This is a genomic window from Pedococcus sp. KACC 23699, from assembly GCF_045348425.1.
Classification (GTDB): domain Bacteria; phylum Actinomycetota; class Actinomycetes; order Actinomycetales; family Dermatophilaceae; genus Pedococcus.
On the sequence record NZ_CP157483.1, the window covers coordinates 3,097,909 to 3,118,449 of the forward strand.

Below are 20,541 nucleotides of genomic sequence, written 5' to 3' on the forward strand. Positions count from 1 at the left end.
GGCATACGGACCCGTCCCTGACGTGTGCGTCGCGCATGGCAGGATGAGCGCCCGTGGAAGGCACTGAGGTCCGAAAGCTGGCCGCGCTCGAGGACGCCCACTGGTGGTACCGGGAGCGCCGGCACCTGCTGTCCCGGATGGTCGCCGGGGTCACTCCCGGCACGGCCTTGGACATCGGTGCTGCCGGAGGTGGCAACACCCGTGTGCTGGAGGCAGCGGGGTGGTCGGTGGCCGCCCTGGAGTATGGCGCGGACGGCGCCGAGGTCGCCGCCGAGCGCGGACTGGCCGTCCTGCGGGCCGACGCCACGGCCCTTCCCGTCGCGGACGACTCGCTCGACCTCGTCGTGGCCTTCGACGTCCTCGAGCACATCCTCGAAGACGACGCCGCGGTGGCCGAGGTGGCTCGTGCGCTGCGCCCCGGTGGACGGTTCCTCGTCGCCGTGCCCGCCGACCCGCGCCTGTGGTCGGAGCACGACGTCGCCGTCGACCACGTCCGCCGCTACACGCGCACCACGCTGGGGGAGGTGCTGGAGCGGGGCGGGTTCGAGGTCACGTCGCTGACGTCCTGGAACGTCCTGCTGCGACCCGTCGTGGCGCTGCGCCGACGTTCGGCGAGCGGATCGGACCTCGACACCGTGCACCCGGTGGTCAACCTCGGCCTGCGCGCCATCGTCACGGTCGAGCGCTACCTGCCGGTGAAGGCTATGCCCGGCGTGACTCTGCTGGCAGAGGCGCGTCCGCGGGCGTGACCGGCCCGGTGAGGGAGTCGTAGGCCACGAAGTAGGTGGGCCGGGCCTGGAGGTGGGCGTACATTCGGCCGACGTACTCCCCGAGGATGCCCAGGCAGAGCAGCTGCACGGCGCCGACCCCGGCGACGGCGACGACGGTCGAGGTCCAGCCGGGCAGCGTGTGTCCCGACGCGCTGGCCACGAGAGCGTACGCGAGCAGCAGGAGCGCGGCTGCTCCGCCGAGCAGCCCCAGCCAGGTCGCCGCACGCAGGGGAGCGGTGGAGAACCCGGTCACGCTGTCCAGGGAGAGCCGGATCATCTTGGCGAGCGGGTACTTCGACTTGCCGGCCGCCCGCTCGTCACGGCGGTAGGTCACCGACGCCGACGGGAAGCCCAGCGCCGGCACGACGAACCGCAGCACCCGGTGGTGCTCGGGCAGGGCGTTGATCGCGTCGACCGTGGCACGTGACATCAGTCGGTAGTCGCCGGCGTCGACCTGGGCCCGGGTGCCCGAGAGCACCCGGATCAGGCGGTAGAAGGCGCGGGCGCTGAGGCGCTTGAACACCGAGTCGGTGGAGCGGTCCGAGCGCACGCCGTAGACGACGTCGGCTCCGTGCAGGCGGGCCTGCGCGAGCATCTCGGGGATGACCTCGGGCGGGTCCTGCAGGTCGGCGTCGAGGGTGACGACGTAGCCGCCGCGGGCGGTGGCCAGGCCCGCCGAGATCGCAGCCTGGTGCCCTGCGTTCGCACGTAGCCGGACGATCCGCAGCTGCGGCCACTCGCGCAGCATCCGCTGCAGGACCACCGGTGAGCCGTCGCTGCTGCCGTCGTCCACCGCGACCACCTCGTAGGTGGTGTCGAGGGCGTCTGCCACGGGCCGCAGCCGCGCCGCCAGCAGGGGAAGGACGTCCTCCTCGTTGTACACGGGGATGACGATGCTGAGCTCCGGCGACATGCACCAAGACTAGGACCTGCACCCGTGCCTCCTGGGCACGAAACAGCAGCGGGAACAGGTGAGGGCCCCTCGAAGTATGAGTTCGAGGGGCCCTCTGCGGTGACCTGCCTCCTCCGGCGGACCGGTGGCGGCTGGACATCGCGTGCGGGGCGTCGTGCCGCCGAGGCGGCCGTGCGTCCCACGGGTGGTGCAGCTCACGACCGGACGAACCGGCCAGGATCCTGCCCCTGGTCGACCGCGCACGCGCCCGGCGGACCGGGTCGTGCCCACTGCGACGGTGGCTTCCCGATGGGCCGGCAAGCCGGTGCACCGGGTCGGTGCGATCTGGTCGGCGGTCTCGGAGTTCCTTCGCGGCGTCGCCCGCGAACCCGTGGCCCGGAGGCCTCGGGACCCCGTCCGGGCGAGCCCGGTCGAGGCGGTCCACCGTTATCCGGCTGACCTGTGCCCCGGCTGTCGAGACGGTCCGGGTTCCCCCGTCCCGACCCTCCGACCGGAGCGCGTGAGAGATTTCTAGCGGCCGGTTCGGTTGCCCCGCAAGCGTTTCCGGCAACCCGTTTCTGTCCACGGGTTGCGCACACCGCTGTCCACACCTCGGCCTGCTCAGCACGGCTGTTGTGCACAGGGCTGTGCACAACATCGGTGGACAACGGGCGTGAGGCAGCTGGGCCCGCGACCGGTAGGCTGAGGCCCATGTCGTCGTCTCTGTCGAGCCTGTATGCCGCCACCGAAGCGCCCCTTCGCGACCTGCCCATGTCGCCGTACGCCTTCGGAGGGCTCGCGTTCATCGGCTTCCTCTCCCTCCTCGCGATCCTGTGGGGCTTCCGCGGCACGGCGCAGAAGCTGGCCAGTCCGGTGCACCACGGTGAGCACGACGGCCACGGCGCACCGCAGGGCGGCCACCACTGAGCATGCGTCTCGGGGTGATGGGCGGGACGTTCGACCCGATCCACCACGGCCACCTCGTGGCCGCCTCCGAGGTGCAGACCCGGTTCGGGCTCGACGAGGTCGTCTTCGTCCCCACCGGACAGCCTTGGCAGAAGGACGCCCGGGAGGTCAGCCCAGCGGAGCACCGCTACCTCATGACCGTCGTCGCGACGGCGTCCAACCCGCGGTTCACGGTGAGCCGGGTCGACATCGACAGGCCGGGGCCCACCTACACGATCGACACCCTGCGCGACCTGAAGACGCAGCGTCCGGACGACGAGCTGTTCTTCATCACCGGTGCCGATGCGCTGGCCCAGATCCTGTCGTGGAAGGACGCGGACGAGCTGTTCGACCTCGCCCACTTCGTCGGGGTCACCCGCCCGGGTTACGTCCTGTCGGAGTCCGGCCTGCCGGCCGACAGGGTCACCCTCCAGGAGGTCCCGGCCATGGCCATCAGCTCCACGGACTGCCGCACTCGCGTCGAGCGGTCCGAACCCGTCTGGTACCTCGTGCCTGACGGCGTCGTCCAGTACATCAACAAATACCGCCTGTATGCCGCCGGCTCACCTGTCGGCGCAGCGGCACGAACGTAGGAGTGCAGTGCCAGCCACCGACCGAGCCCTCGAGCTCGCCAAGACCGCCGCCGTCGCAGCCGACGACAAGCTCGCGACCACCATCGCCGGCATCGACGTCAGCGAGCAGCTCGCGCTGACCGATGTCTTCGTCATCGTCTCCGCCAGCACCGACCGACAGGTCGGCGCCATCGTCGACGCCGTCGAGGACACCCTCCGCGAGAAGGGCGCCAAGCCGATCCGCCGTGAGGGGGAGCGCGACGGTCGCTGGGTCCTGCTCGACTTCGGCGACATCGTCGTGCACGTCCAGCACGACGAGGAGCGCGAGTTCTACGAGCTCGAGCGCCTCTGGAAGGACTGCCCCGAGATCGACCTCGGCGTGCCCAAGCGCCGCGACGCGTGAGCGCTGCCCGCCGCGTGCTGCTGGTCCGCCACGGGCAGACCGAGCACAACGCGGGAGGCGTCTGGCAGGGCCAGCTCGACACCGCCCTGTCCGACGTGGGGCTCGAGCAGGCCCGCGCCGCAGGCCGGGCCATCGCGGCATACCGGCCCTCCCGGGTGGTCGCCTCCGACCTGGACCGCGCGGCCGTCACGGCCAAGCACGTGGCCGAGGCGGCGGGGGTCGAGCTGACCCTCGACCCACGGTGGCGCGAGATCCACGTGGGGCAGTGGCAGGGGCTGCACACCACGCAGGTGCGCGAGCAGTTCGGCGACCTCCTCGAGCAGATGGACCTCGCGGACATCCGTCGAGGCGTCGACGGCGAGACCCTCGCCGAGGTCGGCGCCCGGACCGGGGCCTCCCTGCGCGAGCTGCTCGACGGGCTCGACGAGGGGGAGTGCGTGGTCGTCGTGGCCCACGGGGTCTCGACCCGAGCGGGGGTCGCGGACCTGCTGGGACTCGACCAGCACCTGGCCACACACGCGCTGCGCACGCTGGGCAACTGCCACTGGGCCGAGCTCGCCCAGGGCCGGACCGGCTGGCAGCTGGTGTCGTGGAACGTTCACGCCTGACCCGATTTGGTGAAACGGGTGGGTCACTGGGTAAACTTCCGCAGTCGCCTCCGGGGGACACCCTCTCGGGGAAACTCGGGGCTGTGGCGCAGTTGGTAGCGCACTTCCATGGCATGGAAGGGGTCAGGGGTTCGAATCCCCTCAGCTCCACCGAACGACAGAAGGACCAGACACGCTCGTCGTCTGGTCCTTCTGTCGTTCCCGGACGGTGCCCGTCCTAGCGGTCGTTTCCGGGGCGGGCGGCTGACGTGGAGCGGGCCGCCACCAGGGTGTGCTCGTGCACCCCTTCGGACCCCAGCTCGGCGTCTGCGTGCTCGGCATGCGAGAGCGCCTCGGCCAACAGGGACTGCACGTGCGTGTTCGCCGCCGTGTAGTAGATGAACGTCCCCTCTCGACGGCCCCGTACCAGCCCGGCAAGGCGCAGCTTGGCCAGGTGCTGGCTCACCGACGTCGGGGTGGCTCCGGCCAGCTCGGCCAGGCAGCTCACCGAGGACTCGCCCTGCATGAGCGCCCACAGCAGCTTGACCCGGGTGGGGTCGGCCAGCATCCGAAACGTCTCGGCCGCCAGCTGTGCCTGGTCGTCGTGCGGCATGGACAGGTCGGGGAGGTCATCGTGCACAGGCAAAACCCTACCTGCTGCATACCTTCACACACACGCAGATATGGTGGGTCCATGCCTGCGCACCACGACCGGTCGACCGTGCCCCACGACGACGGCCACGATCACCCGGAGCACGACCACCATGAGCATGACCACGGCCACGGCGGTGGGTGGCTCGCACGCATCCGTCACGCGTTCGTCCCGCACTCCCACGAGGTCGCCGACTCGGTGGATGACGCGTTGGAGTCCAGCGCCCGCGGCATCCGTGCGGTGAAGGTCAGCCTCGTCGGACTCGCGGTGACAGCCGTCGTGCAGCTGTTGGTGTTCCTCGTGTCCGGATCGGTGGCGTTGCTCGCCGACACCATCCACAACTTCTCCGACGCGTTCACCGCCATCCCGTTGTGGGTCGCGTTCTGGCTCGGGCGCCGCCCACCGACCCGCCGGTACACGTACGGGCTCGGTCGGGCCGAAGACCTCGCTGGCCTGTTCGTCATCCTCATGATCGCCGCCTCGGCGGTCCTGGCCGGATGGGAAGCCGTCCGCCGACTGCTCGACCCGGCACCGGTGCACAACCTCGGCTGGGTCGCCCTGGCCGGACTCGTCGGGTTCGCCGGCAACGAAGCAGTCGCTGCGTACCGGATCCGCGAGGGCAACGCCATCGGGTCCGCGGCGCTGGTCGCTGACGGGCACCATGCCCGTACCGACGGCCTGACCTCCCTCGCTGTCCTGGTCGGCGCCGGTGGCGTCGCCATCGGCTGGACGTGGGCCGACCCCGTCGTCGGCCTGCTGATCACCGTGGCCATCGCCGCTGTGCTGCGCACCGCCGCCCGGGACGTGTTCCGGCGGCTGCTGGACGGGGTGGAGCCGGACAAGGTGCAGGCCGCGCAGGACGCCCTGACCGCGTTGCCGCACGTCGTGGCGGTCCGTGACCTGCGGATGCGATGGGTCGGCCACGTCCTGGAAGCGGACGTCACGCTCGACGTCGAACCCCACCTCAGTGCAGCGGCGGCCCATGAGCTGGCCCACGACGCACAACAGCGAATGGTCGCCGTCGTCCCCCGCCTGCGGCACGCAGTCGTCCACGCCTACCCGGACTCGGCCGGGACGACGCCGCTCGCCGGGACCGTCCCCGCCTGAGGCAGGACGGTCGCAGCCGCACCACGTCGGCGGTGGCGACCGGCACCGCCACCTGAGCCGGACTTGCCACCACCACGGCAGCTCCTCGACCGTTCGGTCAGGGTCCGGCCACCGCTCGTCCGGTATCGCCGGAAATGCTCATACGTCATTTGTCGTAGGGGAGACTGATCTCATGTTCGACGCCGGATCACCCGAGTTCTTCATCCTGATGGCCATGGCCGCAGCCATGCTGCTGACGTTCGTCGCAGTGGCCGTCCTCGTGCGCGTCGCGGCCGTGGCGCCGCGTGGGGTTGCGCCCGCCGCGCGCTTCGCCTCGCGGGCCGGTCGCTGACCTCGCAAGGGAAGCGTCTACGTGGTGTCGGCCCCTCTGCCGCAGCCCATCCCGACGCCCCTCTGAGCCAGCCGCGAGGCAACCGCCACGGTGAGCCGGCCGAGGCCCGCACCGACGGACGCACCGACGAGGACGTCGCCGGGGTAGTGCACTCCGGTGTACACCCGTGAGAGGGCCACGACGGCGGCCGCCACCCGCAACGCCCAGCGCAGGCCCGGCACGACGGCGCCCACCGCCACACAGAACGCGGCGGCCGACGCGGCGTGGCCGGAGGGGAACGAGGTGGACGACGGCATACCGACCCACCGCGTCTCGGGCACGCCCAGCAGCGCACGGTGCGGGCGCCGACGGTTCGCCAGCTTCATCGGCTGGTTGACCATGAAGGAGGTCACCCCGATCGCGGCCACGCCCGTGAGGGCAGCGCGTCGCCCCCGGTCGCCGCCGAGCGCAGCCAACGCACCCGCCATGATGAACCAGGGCTTGGAGAAGTTGGCGAAGTCAGAGATGCGGCGCAGCGAGTCGTCCAGCCAGGGCGTGGACAGGTCAGCCACGGCCCCAAAGACGGTGCGGTCGGCGGCGTCAAGCCTGCGCAGCAACGACACCACACCCGACAGCCGGGGGTCCTCACGAGCCGAGAGGCGCTTGGCGAGGCTGGCTCCGACAGGTTCGTGAGGGGTCGGACCGTTCATCGTGCCGCCAGTCTGCGGGCCGTCGCGATCTGCCAGAGCGCGACCACGGTGGACACCTGGCTGACTCGCGTGGGACGGGCTGCACGCTTCCTCGCGAGCGCGGCGGGGGGCAGGCGTACGGCGACCGCGCCCGGGCGGCTGACGAAGCGCAACGGCGGATCAAGGACCAGAGCCTCCCCGTCGACACCGACCTCCACGGGACCGCCCGAGCTCACGGTGAACTCGCGGGTCGTCCACTCGTTCCATCCCGCGAAGCGTTGGACCTGACCCGTCACCTCCAGGGCGGCCACCTTCTCTGCGTCCGCGGCCGAGGTGACGCGCAGCGACACCACTCCCAGCACGCCGGAGTCCAGGCGCTCGCGGGTGCCACCCCCGCGCAGGTGCGCCAGGTCGTACGGGTTGTTGGACACGAGGACCAGCTGGCCCGGCGCCGAGTCCTGGCCGGAGGGAAGGGTGTACCGCAGGTCCATGGGTACGGATCCGGGGCCGAGCATCTCCGGCAGCAGGTCTGCCGCGGTCCGCACCTTCGCATCCCGGTAGTCGGCCGACTGGACGATCTTCGCGTACACGCCCATCGACGCGTTGTTGACGAAGACCCGGCCGTTGAGCTCAGCCAGGTCCACGAGGGTGTCGACCCCCTCCTCGTACGCGGCGAGCGCACCGGGGACGTCGGCGCGGTCGATGCCGAGGTCGAGGGCAAAGTGGTTTCGAGTCCCCGCTGGGACCACGACGAAGGGCAGGCCGTGCTTGCTGGCCACGGTGGCGACGATCGCCAGCGAGCCGTCCCCGCCGGCCATGCCCAGCAGGTCCGCACCCCGAGCGACCGCGTCCTCGGCAACGGCGCGCAGGTCATCGTCAGGGCGCAGGACGTATGGCTCGATGCCCCGCTCCCGACACAGGTCGACGAGGCCGAACCGCTCGACCTTGCCACCTCCGGAGCGCGGGTTCATCAGGAGCACCGGGTGCCGCGCCCTGGGTGCAGTCACCGCGTCGACCTCCTGCTCGCCGGAGCCGAGCGCATAGCCCGCGGCGGCGACGGCCACGGCGGCGAGGGCAAGACCGACCACCAGCACGCGAATGCTCTCGCTCGCGACGAGCACCACCACGAACACGACGAGGGCGACGACCATGACCACCACCGCGGCGATGCGCACCATCCCCCGACGGGACACGGCGTACCACGCTGCCACGACCATCACCCCGAGTGAGACCACGCTCGCCAGCAGGACCCCGAACCGGTGGAGGCTGACGAGGACGAGGAAGGTGAGGTCCGCGGCCAGGACGATCAGGGCAAGTGCTGCTGCCGCCCTCCCGATCGGGCGGGGGCGGCCGGGGACGGCCGGCCGGGAGACCGGCTCGTCGCGGGAGAAGTCCGTGCCCACGGTCGCCACCTCCCCCCGTTCGGTCCTCGAAGAGAACTGATACCGATGGTCTCGCGTCGCAGACCGCGGCGGGAACCCCTCACCTGCACCTTTCGTGAAGGCCTTTCCCGACTTCGTGATCCATCACGGGACGTTCGTGGACCAAACCTCAGCCCTTGCGGGGAACTCCCGGCGAAGTGTCGTGCCTCATCTCCACCGGCGGGCGCCCCGCGACCGTCTTTGACACGATGACCTGGTGACGGCGGCCTTCGACTACGACAACACCAGTGGTCGTCCGACCGGACCGGTCATGACGGTGCTGCAGGCGCTGCTGCCGGGGGTGCGCACGGTGCGCAGGCAGATCGCCCCCTACGCGCAGCAGTGGGCCGCGTCGAACCTTGCCGCGCTCGGTGCCGAGGGCCCTCTGTGGGTCGCCCTGGGTGACTCGATGACCCAGGGCATCGGCGCGTCGTCCTTCGACCGTGGGTGGGTCGGACAGCTCTCCGAGCGCCTGCGCGAACAGGGCCGGCCCCACAGGGTGGTCAACCTCGCGGTCACCGGCGCCCGCGTCGATGACGCCCTCGAGCGGCAGGTGCCGGCCCTCGAGGCCCTCATCGCCGCGGGCCAGGTCCCGGACCTCGTCACCGTCGTCCTCGGCTCCAACGACGTGGTCACCCCGCGGCACCGTGCGGGCCTCACGGACCGGTTCGCGCACCTGCTCGACCGCCTGCCCGACGGCGCCGTCGTCCTCAACCTCCCCAACCCCCACAAGGAGGCCCGTCGGCTCGACGCGCTGCTGCGGGAGCGACAGGCGCAGGGACGCCTCGTGCTGGCGGACGTACGGCGCCACGGACCGCGGTCGTGGCGGGGTCGGCTGGCCCCGGACCGTTTCCACCCCAACGACCGGGGGTATGAAGACATGGCTCATGTCTTCGAGCTGGCCCTGGACAGCCGGGACCAGCGACGCGGCTGAGCCGACCCCACCCGACCGGCTACCGGGGGATCCCCCGTGCCACAGTGGACGGGACCAGCCCGAACCTCGACGAAGGAACCCATGTCGGTCAGCACAGCAGATGCAGTCGTCGTCGGCGCCGGACCCAACGGCCTGGTGGCCGCCAACGCGCTCGCCGACGCGGGCTGGGACGTCGTCCTCGTCGAGGCCAACGACGAGGTGGGCGGGGCGGTGCGCAGCGCCGAGGTGACCGCGCCGGGGTACACCACCGACCTGTTCAGCGCGTTCTACCCGCTGGCCGCCGCGAGCCCGATCATCCGCGACCTGCACCTCGAGGAGCACGGGCTCGTCTGGCGCGGGGCGCCGCACGTGCTCGCCCACGCCCTCGACGACGGCAGCGCGGCCCTGCTGTGCTCCGACGCCGAGGACACCGCGGCGGGCCTGGAGGCCGAGGCGGCCGGCGACGGCGACGCCTGGATGGAGCTGGTGGAGGGATGGGACCGCATCCGTGACCCCCTGCTGGACGCGCTGTTCACCCCGTTCCCGCCGGTCGCCTCGGCCATGCGCATGGTGCGGCGGATGGGTGCCGGGGGCACCCTGGACTTCGCGCGGCTGGCCGTGACCCCGGCGCGACGGCTGGGCCAGGAACGGTTCAGCGGGCAGGGTGCCGGGCTGCTGCTCACCGGCAACGCGCTGCACAGCGACGTGCCGCCGGATGCCGCGGGGAGCGGGATGTTCGGCTGGTTGCTGTGCATGCTCGGGCAGGACGTCGGGTTCCCCGTCCCCGAGGGTGGGGCGGGTGAGCTCGCCGGTGCACTGCGCCGCCGGGCGCAGAGCCGCGGGGTCCGCGTGCTGACCGGCACCCCGGTGACATCGGTCGTCACCTCCGGTGGTCGGGCCGCGGGCGTCAGGCTCGCCGACGGTGCCGTGGTCCGGGCCCGTCGAGGCGTGCTGGCCGACGTCCCTGCCACGACGCTCTACCGCGAGCTGCTCGCCGACCACCCCCTCCCGGCGAAGCTGCACCGGGACCTCGACCGGTTCCAGTGGGACAACGCGACGGTCAAGGTCAACTGGGCCCTCGACCGGCCCGTGCCGTGGACCGCCCCGCGTGCCCGCGGTGCCGGCACCGTGCACCTCGGCGTCGACACCGACGGGTTCGTCGACTTCGCCGCAGACCTGTCGGTGGGCCGGGTGCCGCGACGGCCGTTCCTGCTGTTCGGCCAGATGACCACCTCCGACCCGTCGCGGTCCCCGGCCGGCACTGAGTCGGCCTGGGCCTACACCCACGTGCCACACGACGAGTGGGGCGAGCAGCAGCTGGCAGACCACGTGCAACGCATGGAGGACGCCGTGGAGCGCGTCGCCCCCGGCTTCCGGGCGAGCCAGGTCGCCCGACACGTGCAGTCGCCCGCCGACCTCCAGCGCGAGGACGCGAGCCTCGTCGGCGGGGCGATCAACGCCGGCACGTCGGCGTTGCACCAGCAGCTGGTGTTCCGGCCCACCCCCGGCCTCGGCCGGCCCGAGACCCCGGTGCCGGGCCTCTACCTCGCCAGCGCCTCGGCCCACCCCGGCGGTGGCGTGCACGGGGCGTGCGGGTGGAACGCGGCCCGCGCGGCCCTGGGTGCCAACGGGCTCACCGGCGGCGTACGGCGTGCCCTCACCCGGACCGCGTGGGACCGCCTGCTCAGGACGTGACGCGCTCGCGGTGCCGGCCCTCGGCGAGGTAGGCCAGGCGCCGCAGGGCCTCGACGTTGCGCGGACCGATCGCCAGCTGCCGCAACGGCTTGGGGACCATCGTGCCGGGCCCCTTGATCGCGTCCTCGGCGATCGCGACCGTGGACGACTGGTCGCCGCGAGCGGTCACCGTGATGGCGACCTCGGCCTCCCCGGCGGGCCAGCCGCGGGCCACGAGGGTCAGGGTGGTCGGCTCGGTGGAGGCGGTCACGTGGGTGGTGTCGCTGATGAGCAGCGGCCACAGCCCGAACGAGTGGTGGATGCGCGCCCCCGGCGCGGGCCAGGTACGGTCTACGTCGCGCACGCGGGACGCACCGACCACCCAGGTGGCGTAGTCCCAGCCGTCGGCCAGGACGTCCCAGACGGCCTGGGCGGGGGCGTCGACGTCGCGGGTGACCGTGACCACGCCGTCGTGGAGGGTGTGCTGCTCGTTCATCGCTGGAGCCTCTTCCTGGTTGCCGTGGCTCGCGTGGTGATCCTGCGAGTTGTGCGGGTCCTGCTGGAGGTGCTGGCTGTCGCGCGGCGCGCGCCCTGGGTGGCGAGGACGGCGACCGTGGCGGTGGCGGCGGCTGCGACCGGCCGCATCCAGTGTCGTCCCCAGCGGCCGTGCAGCGCATCACCCGAGGGCTGCGGCGCCAGGACGTTGCCCGGCGAGTTGTCCGTCTCCGACCGGGAGATGCCCCCAGCCCGCATCAGCGGTGTGACCAGGCGGTCGAAGACGCCCGGCAGCAGGCGGAAGCCCGTCACGGCCAGGTGGTTCGCCGCTCCCACCGAGATCTCGCGCCGGGGCCGGGAGAGGGCCCGGACCGCCGCCCGGGCCACCTTCTCGGGTGGGTCGACCGGGGGCGGCGGACGTCCGTGCCGCCGCAGGTAGGTGCCGGCCTGCAGGTAGACGGGGGTGTCGACCCCGCCGGGGGAGACCAGGCTGACGTGGATGCCGGGGGTGCTGCGTGCCTCGATCTGCAGGGTCCGCACCAGCCCGTGGACCCCCCACTTCGCGGTGACGTACGAGCTCATCCACGGAGTGCTGATCTTGCCCAGCAGCGAGCCGAAGACGACGAGGTCGCCACCACCGGGCGAGCCGGCGAATGCGGACAACGCGGCCCGGGCGACGTTGGCCGTCCCGCCGAGCGTGGTCTGCAGGGTCCGGTCGAAGACGTCGACGGGGATGTCCTCGAACCGGCCGTAGGCGAGCACGGCCGCCGAGTGCACGACACCGTCGACGCGCCCGAACCGGCGCTGGGCCGCTCCGAACGCTGAGTCGACCGCATCGGCGTCACCGACGTCGGCGACGGCCACCAGGGCTCTCGCCCCGGCGGCCTCGCACTCTGCCCTCACCTGCTCCAGGGGAGCGACGGAGCGGGCCACGAGGACGAGGTCGGCGCCCTGCGCCGCGAGCTGCAGGGCGGTGGCTCGCCCGATGCCGCTCGAGGCGCCGGTGACCAGGACAGTCCTGCCGGCCACGGAGCTCACGGCTGCAGGACCACCTTCACGCAGCCGTCGTCCTTGGCCTGGAACAGCTCGTACCCCTTGGGCGCGTCGGCGAGCGGGAGCACGTGGGTCGCGAGCTGCTCGGTGCCGAGCGGGTCGGAGGAGTCGAGCACCAGCGGCATGATCTCGTCGATCCAGCGCTTGACGTGGCACTGGCCCATCCGCACGGTGATGCCGCGGTCGAACATCTCCATCAGCGGGAGGGGGTCGACCTCCCCGCCGTAGACGCCGCTGATCGACACGGTGCCGCCGCGCCGCACGGCCTTGAACGCGGTGAGCAGCGCGTCGAGCCGGTCGACCGCCATGCGGTCGATGAGAGGACGCGCCAGGGCGTCGGGCAGCAGGCCGACGGCGGCTTGCGCGGTCTTGGCGACCGGGTTGCCGTGCGCCTCCATGCCGACCGCCTCCAGGACGCCGTCCGGGCCGCGACCCCCGGTCATCTCGATCAGGGCTGCGGCCACGTCGTCCACCTCGCGCAGGTCGAGCGTCTCGATCCTGTGCTGCTGGGCGAGTGCGAGCCGCTCGGGCACCAGGTCCACCCCGATGACGCGGCCGGCGCCGAGCTGCTTGCCGATCCGGGTCGCGAGCTGTCCCACCGGCCCGAGGCCGATGACGGCCAGCGTGCCACCCTTCGGGACGTCGGCGTACTTCACGCCCTGCCACGCGGTCGGCAGGATGTCGGACAGGTAGAGGAACCGCTGGTCGTGGGGTCCCTCGGGCACGACGATCGGTCCGAACTGGGCCTGGGGCACGCGCAGGTACTCGGCCTGGCCGCCGGGCACCGCGCCATACAGGCTGGTGTAGCCGAACAAGGACGCGCCCTTGCCCTGGTCGCGGACCTGGGTCGTCTCGCACTGGGCGTAGAGGCCGCGCTCGCACATCCAGCAGTGGCCGCAGGAGATGTTGAACGGGATGACCACGCGGTCGCCCGGCTTGAGGTGGGTGACCTCGGGGCCCACCTCCTCGACGATGCCCATCGTCTCGTGGCCGAGGATGTCGCCGGGGGTGAGGTACGCGCCGAGCACCTCGTACAGGTGCAGGTCGGACCCGCAGATGGCGGTCGAGGTGACCTTGATGATCGCGTCGGTCGGCGTCTCGAGCTCGGGGTCGCGCACCTCCTCCACCCGCACGTCGCGCTTGCCCTGCCAAGTCAGTGCCTTCACCGGTGGTGTCCTCTCCTGGGTGACGCGACCGGAGCCGGTCGCGCGCCGTACGTGGTGCTCTGTGCCCTCAACCGAACGTGTGCAAACCCGCTCGATGCCGGGGAGCCGCCCGGCCCGCGCTGTTGGAGCCGGACGGCCCCACCTGTGCACTACCCCGCGGCCAACGGTCCGAAACGGACGTCAACCGCCCGGTCGCGCGTGCTCGACCCAGCGACCTGTCGCCGGGTCGAGCGCGGCGAGCCCGCGGTCCGCGAACGCGGTCAGCCAGCCCTCCATGGGGAACCAGCCCCAGCGCTCGCGAAAGACGTTGGCGTTGCGCACGATCGAGGTGAGGTGGCGCACCGGGGGAGCCTCCGTGGGGTGGTGCTGGTGGTATGCCGCCGCGCCGCCGACCCAGAGCATCGTCCCGTTCGCCGCGCCGAGCCGCTGCCCGAAGTCGGTGTCCTCGGCGCCGTACCCCACGTAGTCCTCGCTGAAGCCGCCGATTCGCTCCCAGTCCGCCGCGGTGAGGGCGAACGACAGCGACCAGAACAGCCGGAGGTCGTCGGCGACCTGCACCGTGCCGGCGGCGGGCGTCGGACGCCCGGGGTGGGGGTCGGCCAGCTCCGACAGCGTGGGGCTGCGGTAGTCCGCGGGATGTGCCGCCGGCGGCAGGTAGGCGACGGTGCCGGATGCCACGACCGGTCCGGGTCGGGCAGGGTCCTGCGCTGCGGAGTCGAGGACCGCGGTGTAGCGCTCGACGGTCCTCGCGTCCGGGATGCAGTCGACGTCCAGGAAGACGAGTCGGTCGGCGCCGGCGGCGATGGCTGCCCGAGCCCCGGCGTTGCGGGCGTGCGCCAGCGGCAGGTCGGTGCCTTCGACGTCGCACCTGACGGTCAGGATGGTCGAGGCCGGCTGCTCGTCCGGCTCCCCCTCGCGCTCGCGGGCGACGGCGGCGACCTCGGGGTCACCCATCGCCACGACGACGTGCAGGTCGGCGAGTGCCGTCTGCCGGGCCAGGCCCCACTGCTGTCCGCGCAGGTGCTCGTGGCGGCCGTGGGCGATGGTGACGACAGCCGTGCGGCGACGCCCGGTCGCGTCCGGCCCGGTCACGGCGAGACCAGGCACCTCGAGCCCGGTCACGGCGAGCCCGGTGTGATGTGCAGGGCGGCGAGGTGGTCGGCGACCCGCTGGGCTCCCGACCCGTCCGACCACCGGGACCACCCGTGGCCCCCGCGGGTGGAGGCCAGGTCGAGCAGCTCGGGCCAGGCCTCGGCGTCGGGCCACGCGGTGAGGCCCACCGCGATCCGCCAGTCGTCGATGCGGCGGGCGGTCGACTCCTGCTCGGCGTGGGGGCGCGGCTGGGCCACGATGACCGCGGGGCGGCGGGCCGCCGCGATCTCGGCGACGGCGTTCTGCCCGGCGTGGCTCACGACCACGTCGGCGCCCTGCAGGTCGTCCCAGAGGTCATCGGCGCCGTCCACGGAGGGCGAGCGCTCGACCCAGGTCCAGCCCGGGGTGGCGTCCTTGGCGGCCTGCACGTCCGTCGCGGTCGTCGAGCGACCGCCGGCACCCCAGAGGAGCAGCACGGTTGGCCCGGGGGAGCCGCCGTCGTCGGCCCCAGCCGCCGGCGTGGGCTCGCGACCATCGAACCGGGAGAGGCCACCGACGAACCACGCCTTGTCGGTCCAGCGGTCAGGCCAGTGCAGGTCGTGCGCGCCGCGGGGCCACGGTGCCAGCAGGGCGTCCGCGGTGTCGTAGGCCAGTCGGTGCGCGCGGTCCTCCCGACGTCCGGGCATCGCCACGACGACGGTCGGCACGCCGGACAGGCGACCGAGCATGGCGACCTCGACCGACACGTCGACGACCAGGGCCCGCGGCTGCTCGTCGGCCGCCCAGGCCGTCAGCTGCGCGGCCCGTCGGGCCAACCCGCCGTGGTGTCGCGGCACCCAGTGGAGCACCCCGTGCGCCGTCGGGTCGTGGTCTTCGACGTGCTCCGGCCATGGCTCGTCGTCGCGTGCCAGGTCGGTCCAGCCCCCGGTCCACCCGGCAGGGCGGGGAGCCGAGCTCAGGCCCCATACGGGCTCGTCGAGGACGGCGGCGATGCTCTGCATCCGGGTGAGGTGACCGGCCCCCTGGTGGTGGGCGTAGTAGCCGATCATGCCGCCGCCAGGTCGCCGCGGGTGAGGCCGAGGTAGGCGGCGTGATAGGCGTCGACCATCGCGTCGAGGGAGCAGTGCTCGACGGCGTGGGCCCGGCACGCGGCACGGCTCAGGGAGGCGACGGAGTCCACCTGCGCAGCGGCAGCCGCGACGTCACCCGGGTCGACGAGGACGCCGCACCCGGCCACCACGAACTCGGCGAGGCCGCCACGCCGGTACCCCAGAACCGGTGTCCCGCATGCCATTGCCTCGGCCGCGACCAAGCCGTAGGGCTCGTCCCACGCGGGCGTCACGAGCATCGCCGCGCTGGAGCCGACCAGGGTGCGCAGGGCCGGGACGTCGAGGTGGCCGAGGTACTCCGTCGTGGGTCCGAGCAGGGGCTCGAGCACCTCGCGGAAGTAGCGAGGGTCGCCGATGGGGCCAGCGAGCCGCAGGTGGCGCCCGCTCGCCGCCGCGATGTGGGCAGCCTCGTGCGGAGCCTTCTCCGGCACCACACGACCCACCCAGACGAGGTCGTCGCCGCCGGGACCGGGTGTCCAGACCGTGGTGTCGACCCCGTTGTGGACCACGTCGGCGTCGGCCACGTGGCCCCACTGGCGGGCGGTGTACCCGCTGACGGCGACGAACCTGGAACGGCGCTGGTCCATGAGGCGGATCGCCGGTTCGAGCCACGGCGTCGGCGGGGTGTGCAGCGTTGTCAGCATCGGCGCGGAGCAGGCCTGGGCCATCGCGACGGGCAGGTGGTGCAGGCTGTTGTTGTGGATGAGGTCGACGTCGGTGCGGCGCGCGAGCTCGAGCATCACCTGGAGGTAGGCATGGTGCTCCTGCAGCCACGAACCAGGCGGCATGGACACGTCGGCCCGGGCGGCAGCACTGAGCTCGAGCGGCAGGACGGTGATCTCCCGGGCATCGAGATCTGGGTCGCTGCCCGGTCCGGCGAAAAGCGTCACCTCGACGCCCCGGGCGCGCAGCCCCTTGACCAGGGCCCAGGTGAGCGACTCGAGTCCGCCGGCGAAGGGCTGGCGAAGCGGGTGGCGGGCGGAGGCGAGGATCACGACGTGCATGCGAGCCCCCGCATCCCGGGGTGGGTCAGGGCAGGGCTCATGACGACGTCCCTGGCGCCAGGGGTCGCGCGGGTGATCGCTCGGGCGTAGATCTCCTCGTGCGCCCGGGCCAGCCCCGCACGTTCGGTATGGCGCTCGCCGAGCGTCGCCCGCGGTGCCACCTCGCCGGCGAGCCAGCGGGTGTGGGCGTGGCGGACCGCCTCGACGAAGGTGCCCGTGCGCAGGTCCCCGGACGCGGCGTACGACAGGACGGGGCGCTGCTCCGCGTAGAAGCCGCAGTCCGGGGCCACCACCCAGGTGCCGAGGTCGTGGCAGGCCTCGAGCCACCCGGAGTGCGTGCCGAAGCGGTAGGCGAGGACCGAGACGTCGAGGCCGTGGAGGTAGGAGAACAGCTCGTCGTCGGTGAAGAAGTCGTGGACGGCGAGCTCGAGCCGCCCGGCGTCGGCGAGCGACTGCAGACGCGTGGAAAGAGCCTCGTCATGACGGGGGAACCCGGGGGTCATGACGTCGGTGTGCGCGTCGACCCGGAGCACGGCCCCGGGGAGGCTGGGCAGCGCGTCGAGGAGGGCGTCGACGAGGGGGACTGGGTCCATGTTGGCGCGCAGGCTCTTCGCGTGGACGCCGACGACGAACGTGCTGCGTGCGGTCCTCGGGCGTTCGATCCACTCGTCGGGGACGACGTGCGGGTGAGCGAGCACCGTGGCCGCGCGGCCCCAGCGGCGCAGGATGGTCGCGGCTGCACCCTGGGTCAGCGTGATGATTTCGTCGGCCTCGGCCACGAGGACCCCGAGCTGGGCCGCGTGCGTCCGCGGGTCCTCGTGGTGGGGGTTGCGCAGGTCGTGCACGGTGAGGACCAGCGGCTTGTCGTGGGCGCGCAGGGCGGCCACGACGGCCTCGAGCTGGTCGGGCGACACGGCGTCGAACCCGAAGTGCACGTGCATCACGTCGAACTCATCGAAGTGCTCGTGGATCCACTCGGGGGTGAGCATGCGCGGCGGCCACCACGGGGAGTCCGGTGAGGACCCCGACGGCGGATCGGGGAGCCGGACCACTGCCGAGCCGCCCGAAGGGGCGACCGGCGACAGGTGCCGGACGTAGACGTGACCAGACGGGACCGAGGCGACAGCCAGGCTCAAGACTTCCTCCACAAAGGGGAGTCGAGCCTGCGACAGCAGAACCCGACAGGGCAGCTGGCGCGTGGTTTGACCGGCTAGTGGTTACTGGTCCTCAACGTAACCCCCAGCACCGACAACGGCGACCTGCGAGCACGGAGCGGGGCCTGCTCGGGCTCGTCCGGCCCCACCCGTGCGGCGTCAGACGATCTCGCGTCCGTGGCTCTTGTTGATCTTCTCGGCGATGGCGGCGAGCTTGGTGTTGGTGCGGCTGGAGGCGCTGCGCAGGATGGCGAACGCCTCGGCGTCGTCGACGGAGTGGGCCGCCATGATCAGGCCCACGGCCTTGCCGATCTCGCGGTTGCTCTCCAGCCCGCGACGAAGGTTCTCGACGTCCGACTGCCGGTCTGCGGCGGTGAGGGCGACCGAGGTGAAGGCGGCCAGGACGGCACCGATGTCGGCGGACTCGTCGGTCAACGCGCGGGGGGTGTCGGAGAAGACGTTCAGGGCGGAACGGCCGTCCTCCCCCTGGAACAAGCGGTAACCCACCATGCCGCGCACCGGTGTCCGTCGAAGGGTCAGCTCCGCCAGGGCCGGCCAGGTGGACGACGTCGCGATGTCGTCGTCCCGCTGGAACGAGTTCTCCAGGATGCTGTCGAGGCACGGGCCCTCACCGGCCTCGGTCTCGAGGCGGTCCATCATGCTGGCCACGTCGTCGTTGCTGGCGCGGGAGATCAGGGAACGGTCGGAGGACAACGTCGCGATGGAGACGTGGTCGGCCCCGGGGATGATGTCGACGGCCACGCGGCAGATGCTGTCCAGGACTGACTGGGCGTCCGCGCCGGAGTAGACGAGTTCAGCCAGGGAGGCGAACGCCTCGGAGGCCTCGCGGGGGATGCTCGGTGACATGGGTGAAGTATCCCTGTCCGTCAGGGCTGCTGCACAGCTGGGCACGCTGCTCGTGTTGCGGCAGCTCTGCGCCGGTGGTTGTGTGGAGAACAGACACGTGGTCCAACAGCGGCGCCATGGTCCTCCTCGATGTGACAGGACCCTCATGGCCGCTCCTTCGTTCGCACCCCCCTCTGAAGCCACCTCGCCAGCCCCGGTGTCGCCCCCGGCGGTCGACGCGACGACGGCCCGGCACGAGCTGGCCAGTCGGCTCCTTGCCGAGGCCGAGCTGTGTGACGACGACGCCGCGTCGGGTCGCCTCCGCCAGGAGGCTGTGCTCCTCACCCTGGACCTGCCCGACCGGGTCGCCCGCCGCTACCGCGGCCGCGGCATCGACAGCGACGACCTCGTGCAGGTCGGCCGGATGGCGCTGGTCAAGGCCGCCAACGGGTATCGCGCGGGGCTGGGCCACGGCTTCGCCTCCTACGCGTTGCCCACCATCCTCGGCGAGGTCAAGCGCCACTTCCGGGACACCGCGTGGGCGGTCCGGCCCCCGCGGCGCCTGCAGGAGGTCCGCGCCCAGGTGAGCGCCGAGGAGGAGCGCCTCAGCCAGGACCTGCACCGGTGGCCGACGCCCAACGAGCTGGCGCAGGCGCTCGCGGTCGAGGTGGAGGAGGTCCACGGCGCTCGCCAGTCCGGCGCTGCATACACGGCGGTGTCCCTGGACCTCCCGACGGACGACGGCGGGGGGATCGACGTCGTGGCCGACGAGAGCGCCGACGTGGACCGCCTGCTGCGGCTGCGGGTGGTGTGCCAGGGGGTGAGCCGCCTCACCGAACGGGAACGGCTCATCGTCCACCTGAGGTTCGTCGAGGAGCGCACCCAGTCGGAGATCGGCACGGTGCTCGGGGTGAGCCAGATGCAGGTCTCCCGGCTGCTGGCGGGGATCATCGCCGGGTTGCGGCACGAGCTCGTGGACGTGGCCGCCGCCGCCTGAGGGCCCGGCTCCGGACCAACGGGAACATACTCCTAGGGGGTATGTGTTCAACCCGCCATGAGCACTCGTCACTCCTTCCACGTGTCCGGCGTCGCCGGCGGCGCCCTCTGGCAGCAGGCCGCCGCCGCGACCCTCCACTGCCTCACCGGGTGTGCGATCGGCGAGGTCCTCGGGATGGTGGTAGGGACGGCCCTGGGCCTGCACAACCTCGGCACCGTGGTGCTGTCGGTGGTCCTGGCGTTCGTGTTCGGCTACGGCCTGACCATGCGCTCGGTGCTGGGGTCGGGTCTGGGCCTCAAGGCTGCCCTCGGAGTCGCCCTGGCCGCGGACACCGTGTCGATCATCGTGATGGAGGTCGTCGACAACGGGTTCATCCTCGTCGTGCCGGGCGCCATGGATGCGGGCCTGGCCAGCTCACTCTTCTGGGGCTCGCTCGCTGCGTCCCTCGCGATCGCGTTCGTCGTCACCGTGCCGGTCAACCGATGGCTGATCTCGCGCGGCCTCGGGCACGCTGTGGTCCACGAGCTCCACCACTGACGGCGCTGGCAGGCGGGAGCGGCGTGCTCCTGCCCCGCCCCTGGTGCCCTGCGCTAACCTAGGCGCATGGCACGGCAGCTCCTTCTTCGATAGCCGCGTCGGCCCCCGGACCACCGAGGCCGCCGCGGCCAGCCCCTCCTCCGTGAGGGGCTT

23 protein-coding genes and 1 tRNA gene are annotated in these 20,541 nt (G+C 72.3%); 12 read left to right on the forward strand and 12 right to left on the reverse strand.

Going from position 1 to position 20,541, the window contains the following annotated elements:
• Window positions 1–53 precede the first annotated feature (53 nt).
• Window positions 54–749, forward strand: coding sequence for a class I SAM-dependent methyltransferase (locus ABEG17_RS14640; RefSeq protein WP_406830209.1), 696 nt, complete (start codon window positions 54–56; stop codon window positions 747–749).
• Here the strand turns inward: ABEG17_RS14640 and ABEG17_RS14645 are convergent.
• Window positions 703–1,683 (reverse strand): glycosyltransferase family 2 protein, encoded by a 981-nt coding sequence (locus ABEG17_RS14645; protein ID WP_406830210.1) that lies wholly within the window; start codon window positions 1,681–1,683, stop codon window positions 703–705. The two genes, ABEG17_RS14640 and ABEG17_RS14645, sit on opposite strands and share 47 nt — an antisense overlap.
• 690 nt (window positions 1,684–2,373) lie before the next feature.
• Here ABEG17_RS14645 and ABEG17_RS14650 point away from each other — a divergent pair.
• From ABEG17_RS14650 to ABEG17_RS14670, 5 genes are all read left to right on the forward strand, one after another.
• On the forward strand, window positions 2,374–2,589 hold the full coding sequence (locus tag ABEG17_RS14650) for a hypothetical protein (protein WP_406830211.1): 216 nt from the start codon (window positions 2,374–2,376) through the stop codon (window positions 2,587–2,589).
• Window positions 2,590–2,591: 2 nt separating this feature from the next.
• Complete coding sequence (gene nadD, locus ABEG17_RS14655) at window positions 2,592–3,200, forward strand: nicotinate-nucleotide adenylyltransferase (protein ID WP_406830212.1); 609 nt, start codon at window positions 2,592–2,594, stop codon at window positions 3,198–3,200.
• Window positions 3,201–3,207: 7 nt separating this feature from the next.
• Window positions 3,208–3,582: a ribosome silencing factor gene (gene rsfS / locus ABEG17_RS14660; RefSeq protein WP_406830213.1), complete on the forward strand. Its 375-nt coding sequence runs from the start codon at window positions 3,208–3,210 to the stop codon at window positions 3,580–3,582.
• Window positions 3,579–4,190 carry a histidine phosphatase family protein gene (locus ABEG17_RS14665; protein ID WP_406830214.1) on the forward strand — a complete coding sequence of 204 codons (612 nt, stop codon included), beginning with the start codon at window positions 3,579–3,581 and terminating at the stop codon, window positions 4,188–4,190. The genes rsfS and ABEG17_RS14665 overlap by 4 nt, the downstream gene beginning before the upstream one ends.
• 77 nt (window positions 4,191–4,267) lie before the next feature.
• Window positions 4,268–4,340: transfer RNA gene (locus tag ABEG17_RS14670), tRNA-Ala, on the forward strand.
• 67 nt (window positions 4,341–4,407) lie between these two features.
• Here ABEG17_RS14670 and ABEG17_RS14675 read toward each other — a convergent pair.
• Window positions 4,408–4,809, reverse strand: a complete 402-nt coding sequence (locus ABEG17_RS14675; protein WP_406830215.1) for an ArsR/SmtB family transcription factor — start codon at window positions 4,807–4,809, stop codon at window positions 4,408–4,410.
• A gap of 54 nt (window positions 4,810–4,863) precedes the next feature.
• Here ABEG17_RS14675 and ABEG17_RS14680 point away from each other — a divergent pair, with 54 nt between their 5' ends.
• On the forward strand, window positions 4,864–5,928 hold the full coding sequence (locus ABEG17_RS14680; RefSeq protein WP_406830216.1) for a cation diffusion facilitator family transporter: 1,065 nt from the start codon (window positions 4,864–4,866) through the stop codon (window positions 5,926–5,928).
• Window positions 5,929–6,100: 172 nt separating this feature from the next.
• A complete protein-coding gene (locus ABEG17_RS14685; protein WP_406830217.1) occupies window positions 6,101–6,259 on the forward strand; it encodes a hypothetical protein in 159 nt (52 codons plus the stop codon).
• Between the two features lie 17 nt (window positions 6,260–6,276).
• Here the strand turns inward: ABEG17_RS14685 and ABEG17_RS14690 are convergent, their stop codons facing one another.
• A complete protein-coding gene (locus ABEG17_RS14690; RefSeq protein WP_406830218.1) occupies window positions 6,277–6,948 on the reverse strand; it encodes a phosphatase PAP2 family protein in 672 nt (223 codons plus the stop codon).
• Window positions 6,945–8,330 (reverse strand): diacylglycerol/lipid kinase family protein, encoded by a 1,386-nt coding sequence (locus ABEG17_RS14695; RefSeq protein WP_406830219.1) that lies wholly within the window; start codon window positions 8,328–8,330, stop codon window positions 6,945–6,947. Before ABEG17_RS14695 ends, ABEG17_RS14690 begins: the two co-directional genes overlap by 4 nt.
• Window positions 8,331–8,565: 235 nt before the next feature.
• On the opposite strand from ABEG17_RS14695, the gene ABEG17_RS14700 reads away from it, so the two are divergent.
• Both ABEG17_RS14700 and ABEG17_RS14705 read left to right on the forward strand, forming a co-directional pair.
• Entirely contained in the window at window positions 8,566–9,282 is a 717-nt protein-coding gene (locus tag ABEG17_RS14700) for an SGNH/GDSL hydrolase family protein (RefSeq protein ID WP_406830220.1), read from the forward strand.
• 81 nt (window positions 9,283–9,363) lie between these two features.
• Entirely contained in the window at window positions 9,364–10,956 is a 1,593-nt protein-coding gene (locus ABEG17_RS14705) for a phytoene desaturase family protein (RefSeq protein WP_406830221.1), read from the forward strand.
• Here ABEG17_RS14705 and ABEG17_RS14710 read toward each other — a convergent pair.
• From ABEG17_RS14710 to ABEG17_RS14745, 8 genes are all read right to left on the reverse strand, one after another.
• Complete coding sequence (locus ABEG17_RS14710) at window positions 10,946–11,431, reverse strand: SRPBCC family protein (RefSeq protein WP_406830222.1); 486 nt, start codon at window positions 11,429–11,431, stop codon at window positions 10,946–10,948. The two genes, ABEG17_RS14705 and ABEG17_RS14710, sit on opposite strands and share 11 nt — an antisense overlap.
• Entirely contained in the window at window positions 11,428–12,468 is a 1,041-nt protein-coding gene (locus tag ABEG17_RS14715; protein ID WP_406830223.1) for an SDR family NAD(P)-dependent oxidoreductase, read from the reverse strand. The genes ABEG17_RS14710 and ABEG17_RS14715 overlap by 4 nt, the downstream gene beginning before the upstream one ends.
• Window positions 12,465–13,649 (reverse strand): zinc-dependent alcohol dehydrogenase, encoded by a 1,185-nt coding sequence (locus tag ABEG17_RS14720; RefSeq protein WP_406830224.1) that lies wholly within the window; start codon window positions 13,647–13,649, stop codon window positions 12,465–12,467. Before ABEG17_RS14720 ends, ABEG17_RS14715 begins: the two co-directional genes overlap by 4 nt.
• 180 nt (window positions 13,650–13,829) lie before the next feature.
• Window positions 13,830–14,771 carry a galactosyltransferase-related protein gene (locus ABEG17_RS14725; RefSeq protein ID WP_406830225.1) on the reverse strand — a complete coding sequence of 314 codons (942 nt, stop codon included), beginning with the start codon at window positions 14,769–14,771 and terminating at the stop codon, window positions 13,830–13,832.
• Window positions 14,768–15,790 (reverse strand): glycosyltransferase, encoded by a 1,023-nt coding sequence (locus ABEG17_RS14730; protein WP_406830226.1) that lies wholly within the window; start codon window positions 15,788–15,790, stop codon window positions 14,768–14,770. The genes ABEG17_RS14725 and ABEG17_RS14730 overlap by 4 nt, the downstream gene beginning before the upstream one ends.
• A complete protein-coding gene (locus ABEG17_RS14735; RefSeq protein WP_406830227.1) occupies window positions 15,787–16,854 on the reverse strand; it encodes a glycosyltransferase in 1,068 nt (355 codons plus the stop codon). The genes ABEG17_RS14730 and ABEG17_RS14735 overlap by 4 nt, the downstream gene beginning before the upstream one ends.
• The gene (locus ABEG17_RS14740) at window positions 16,842–17,990 is read right to left on the reverse strand and encodes a glycosyltransferase (protein ID WP_406830228.1); all 1,149 of its coding nucleotides are present in this window, start codon (window positions 17,988–17,990) and stop codon (window positions 16,842–16,844) included. Before ABEG17_RS14740 ends, ABEG17_RS14735 begins: the two co-directional genes overlap by 13 nt.
• A gap of 177 nt (window positions 17,991–18,167) precedes the next feature.
• The gene (locus ABEG17_RS14745) at window positions 18,168–18,875 is read right to left on the reverse strand and encodes a GAF and ANTAR domain-containing protein (RefSeq protein WP_406830229.1); all 708 of its coding nucleotides are present in this window, start codon (window positions 18,873–18,875) and stop codon (window positions 18,168–18,170) included.
• Window positions 18,876–19,071: 196 nt separating this feature from the next.
• Between ABEG17_RS14745 and ABEG17_RS14750 the strand changes: the two genes are divergently transcribed.
• Entirely contained in the window at window positions 19,072–19,851 is a 780-nt protein-coding gene (locus tag ABEG17_RS14750) for a sigma-70 family RNA polymerase sigma factor (RefSeq protein WP_406830230.1), read from the forward strand.
• 57 nt (window positions 19,852–19,908) lie between these two features.
• A complete protein-coding gene (locus tag ABEG17_RS14755; RefSeq protein WP_406830231.1) occupies window positions 19,909–20,388 on the forward strand; it encodes a DUF4396 domain-containing protein in 480 nt (159 codons plus the stop codon).
• The last annotated feature ends 153 nt before the right edge of the window (window positions 20,389–20,541 follow it).

Coding starts and splice junctions, on each gene's coding strand:
- ABEG17_RS14650 (WP_406830211.1), top strand. CDS start 2,374: ATGTCGTCGTCTCTGTCGAGCCTGTATGCCGCCACCGAAGCGCCCCTT.
- ABEG17_RS14745 (WP_406830229.1), bottom strand. CDS start 18,875: ATGTCACCGAGCATCCCCCGCGAGGCCTCCGAGGCGTTCGCCTCCCTG.
- ABEG17_RS14755 (WP_406830231.1), top strand. CDS start 19,909: ATGAGCACTCGTCACTCCTTCCACGTGTCCGGCGTCGCCGGCGGCGCC.
- ABEG17_RS14690 (WP_406830218.1), bottom strand. CDS start 6,948: ATGAACGGTCCGACCCCTCACGAACCTGTCGGAGCCAGCCTCGCCAAG.
- ABEG17_RS14705 (WP_406830221.1), top strand. CDS start 9,364: ATGTCGGTCAGCACAGCAGATGCAGTCGTCGTCGGCGCCGGACCCAAC.
- ABEG17_RS14645 (WP_406830210.1), bottom strand. CDS start 1,683: ATGTCGCCGGAGCTCAGCATCGTCATCCCCGTGTACAACGAGGAGGAC.
- ABEG17_RS14710 (WP_406830222.1), bottom strand. CDS start 11,431: ATGAACGAGCAGCACACCCTCCACGACGGCGTGGTCACGGTCACCCGC.
- ABEG17_RS14680 (WP_406830216.1), top strand. CDS start 4,864: ATGCCTGCGCACCACGACCGGTCGACCGTGCCCCACGACGACGGCCAC.
- ABEG17_RS14730 (WP_406830226.1), bottom strand. CDS start 15,790: ATGATCGGCTACTACGCCCACCACCAGGGGGCCGGTCACCTCACCCGG.
- nadD (WP_406830212.1), top strand. CDS start 2,592: ATGCGTCTCGGGGTGATGGGCGGGACGTTCGACCCGATCCACCACGGC.
- ABEG17_RS14685 (WP_406830217.1), top strand. CDS start 6,101: ATGTTCGACGCCGGATCACCCGAGTTCTTCATCCTGATGGCCATGGCC.
- ABEG17_RS14735 (WP_406830227.1), bottom strand. CDS start 16,854: ATGCACGTCGTGATCCTCGCCTCCGCCCGCCACCCGCTTCGCCAGCCC.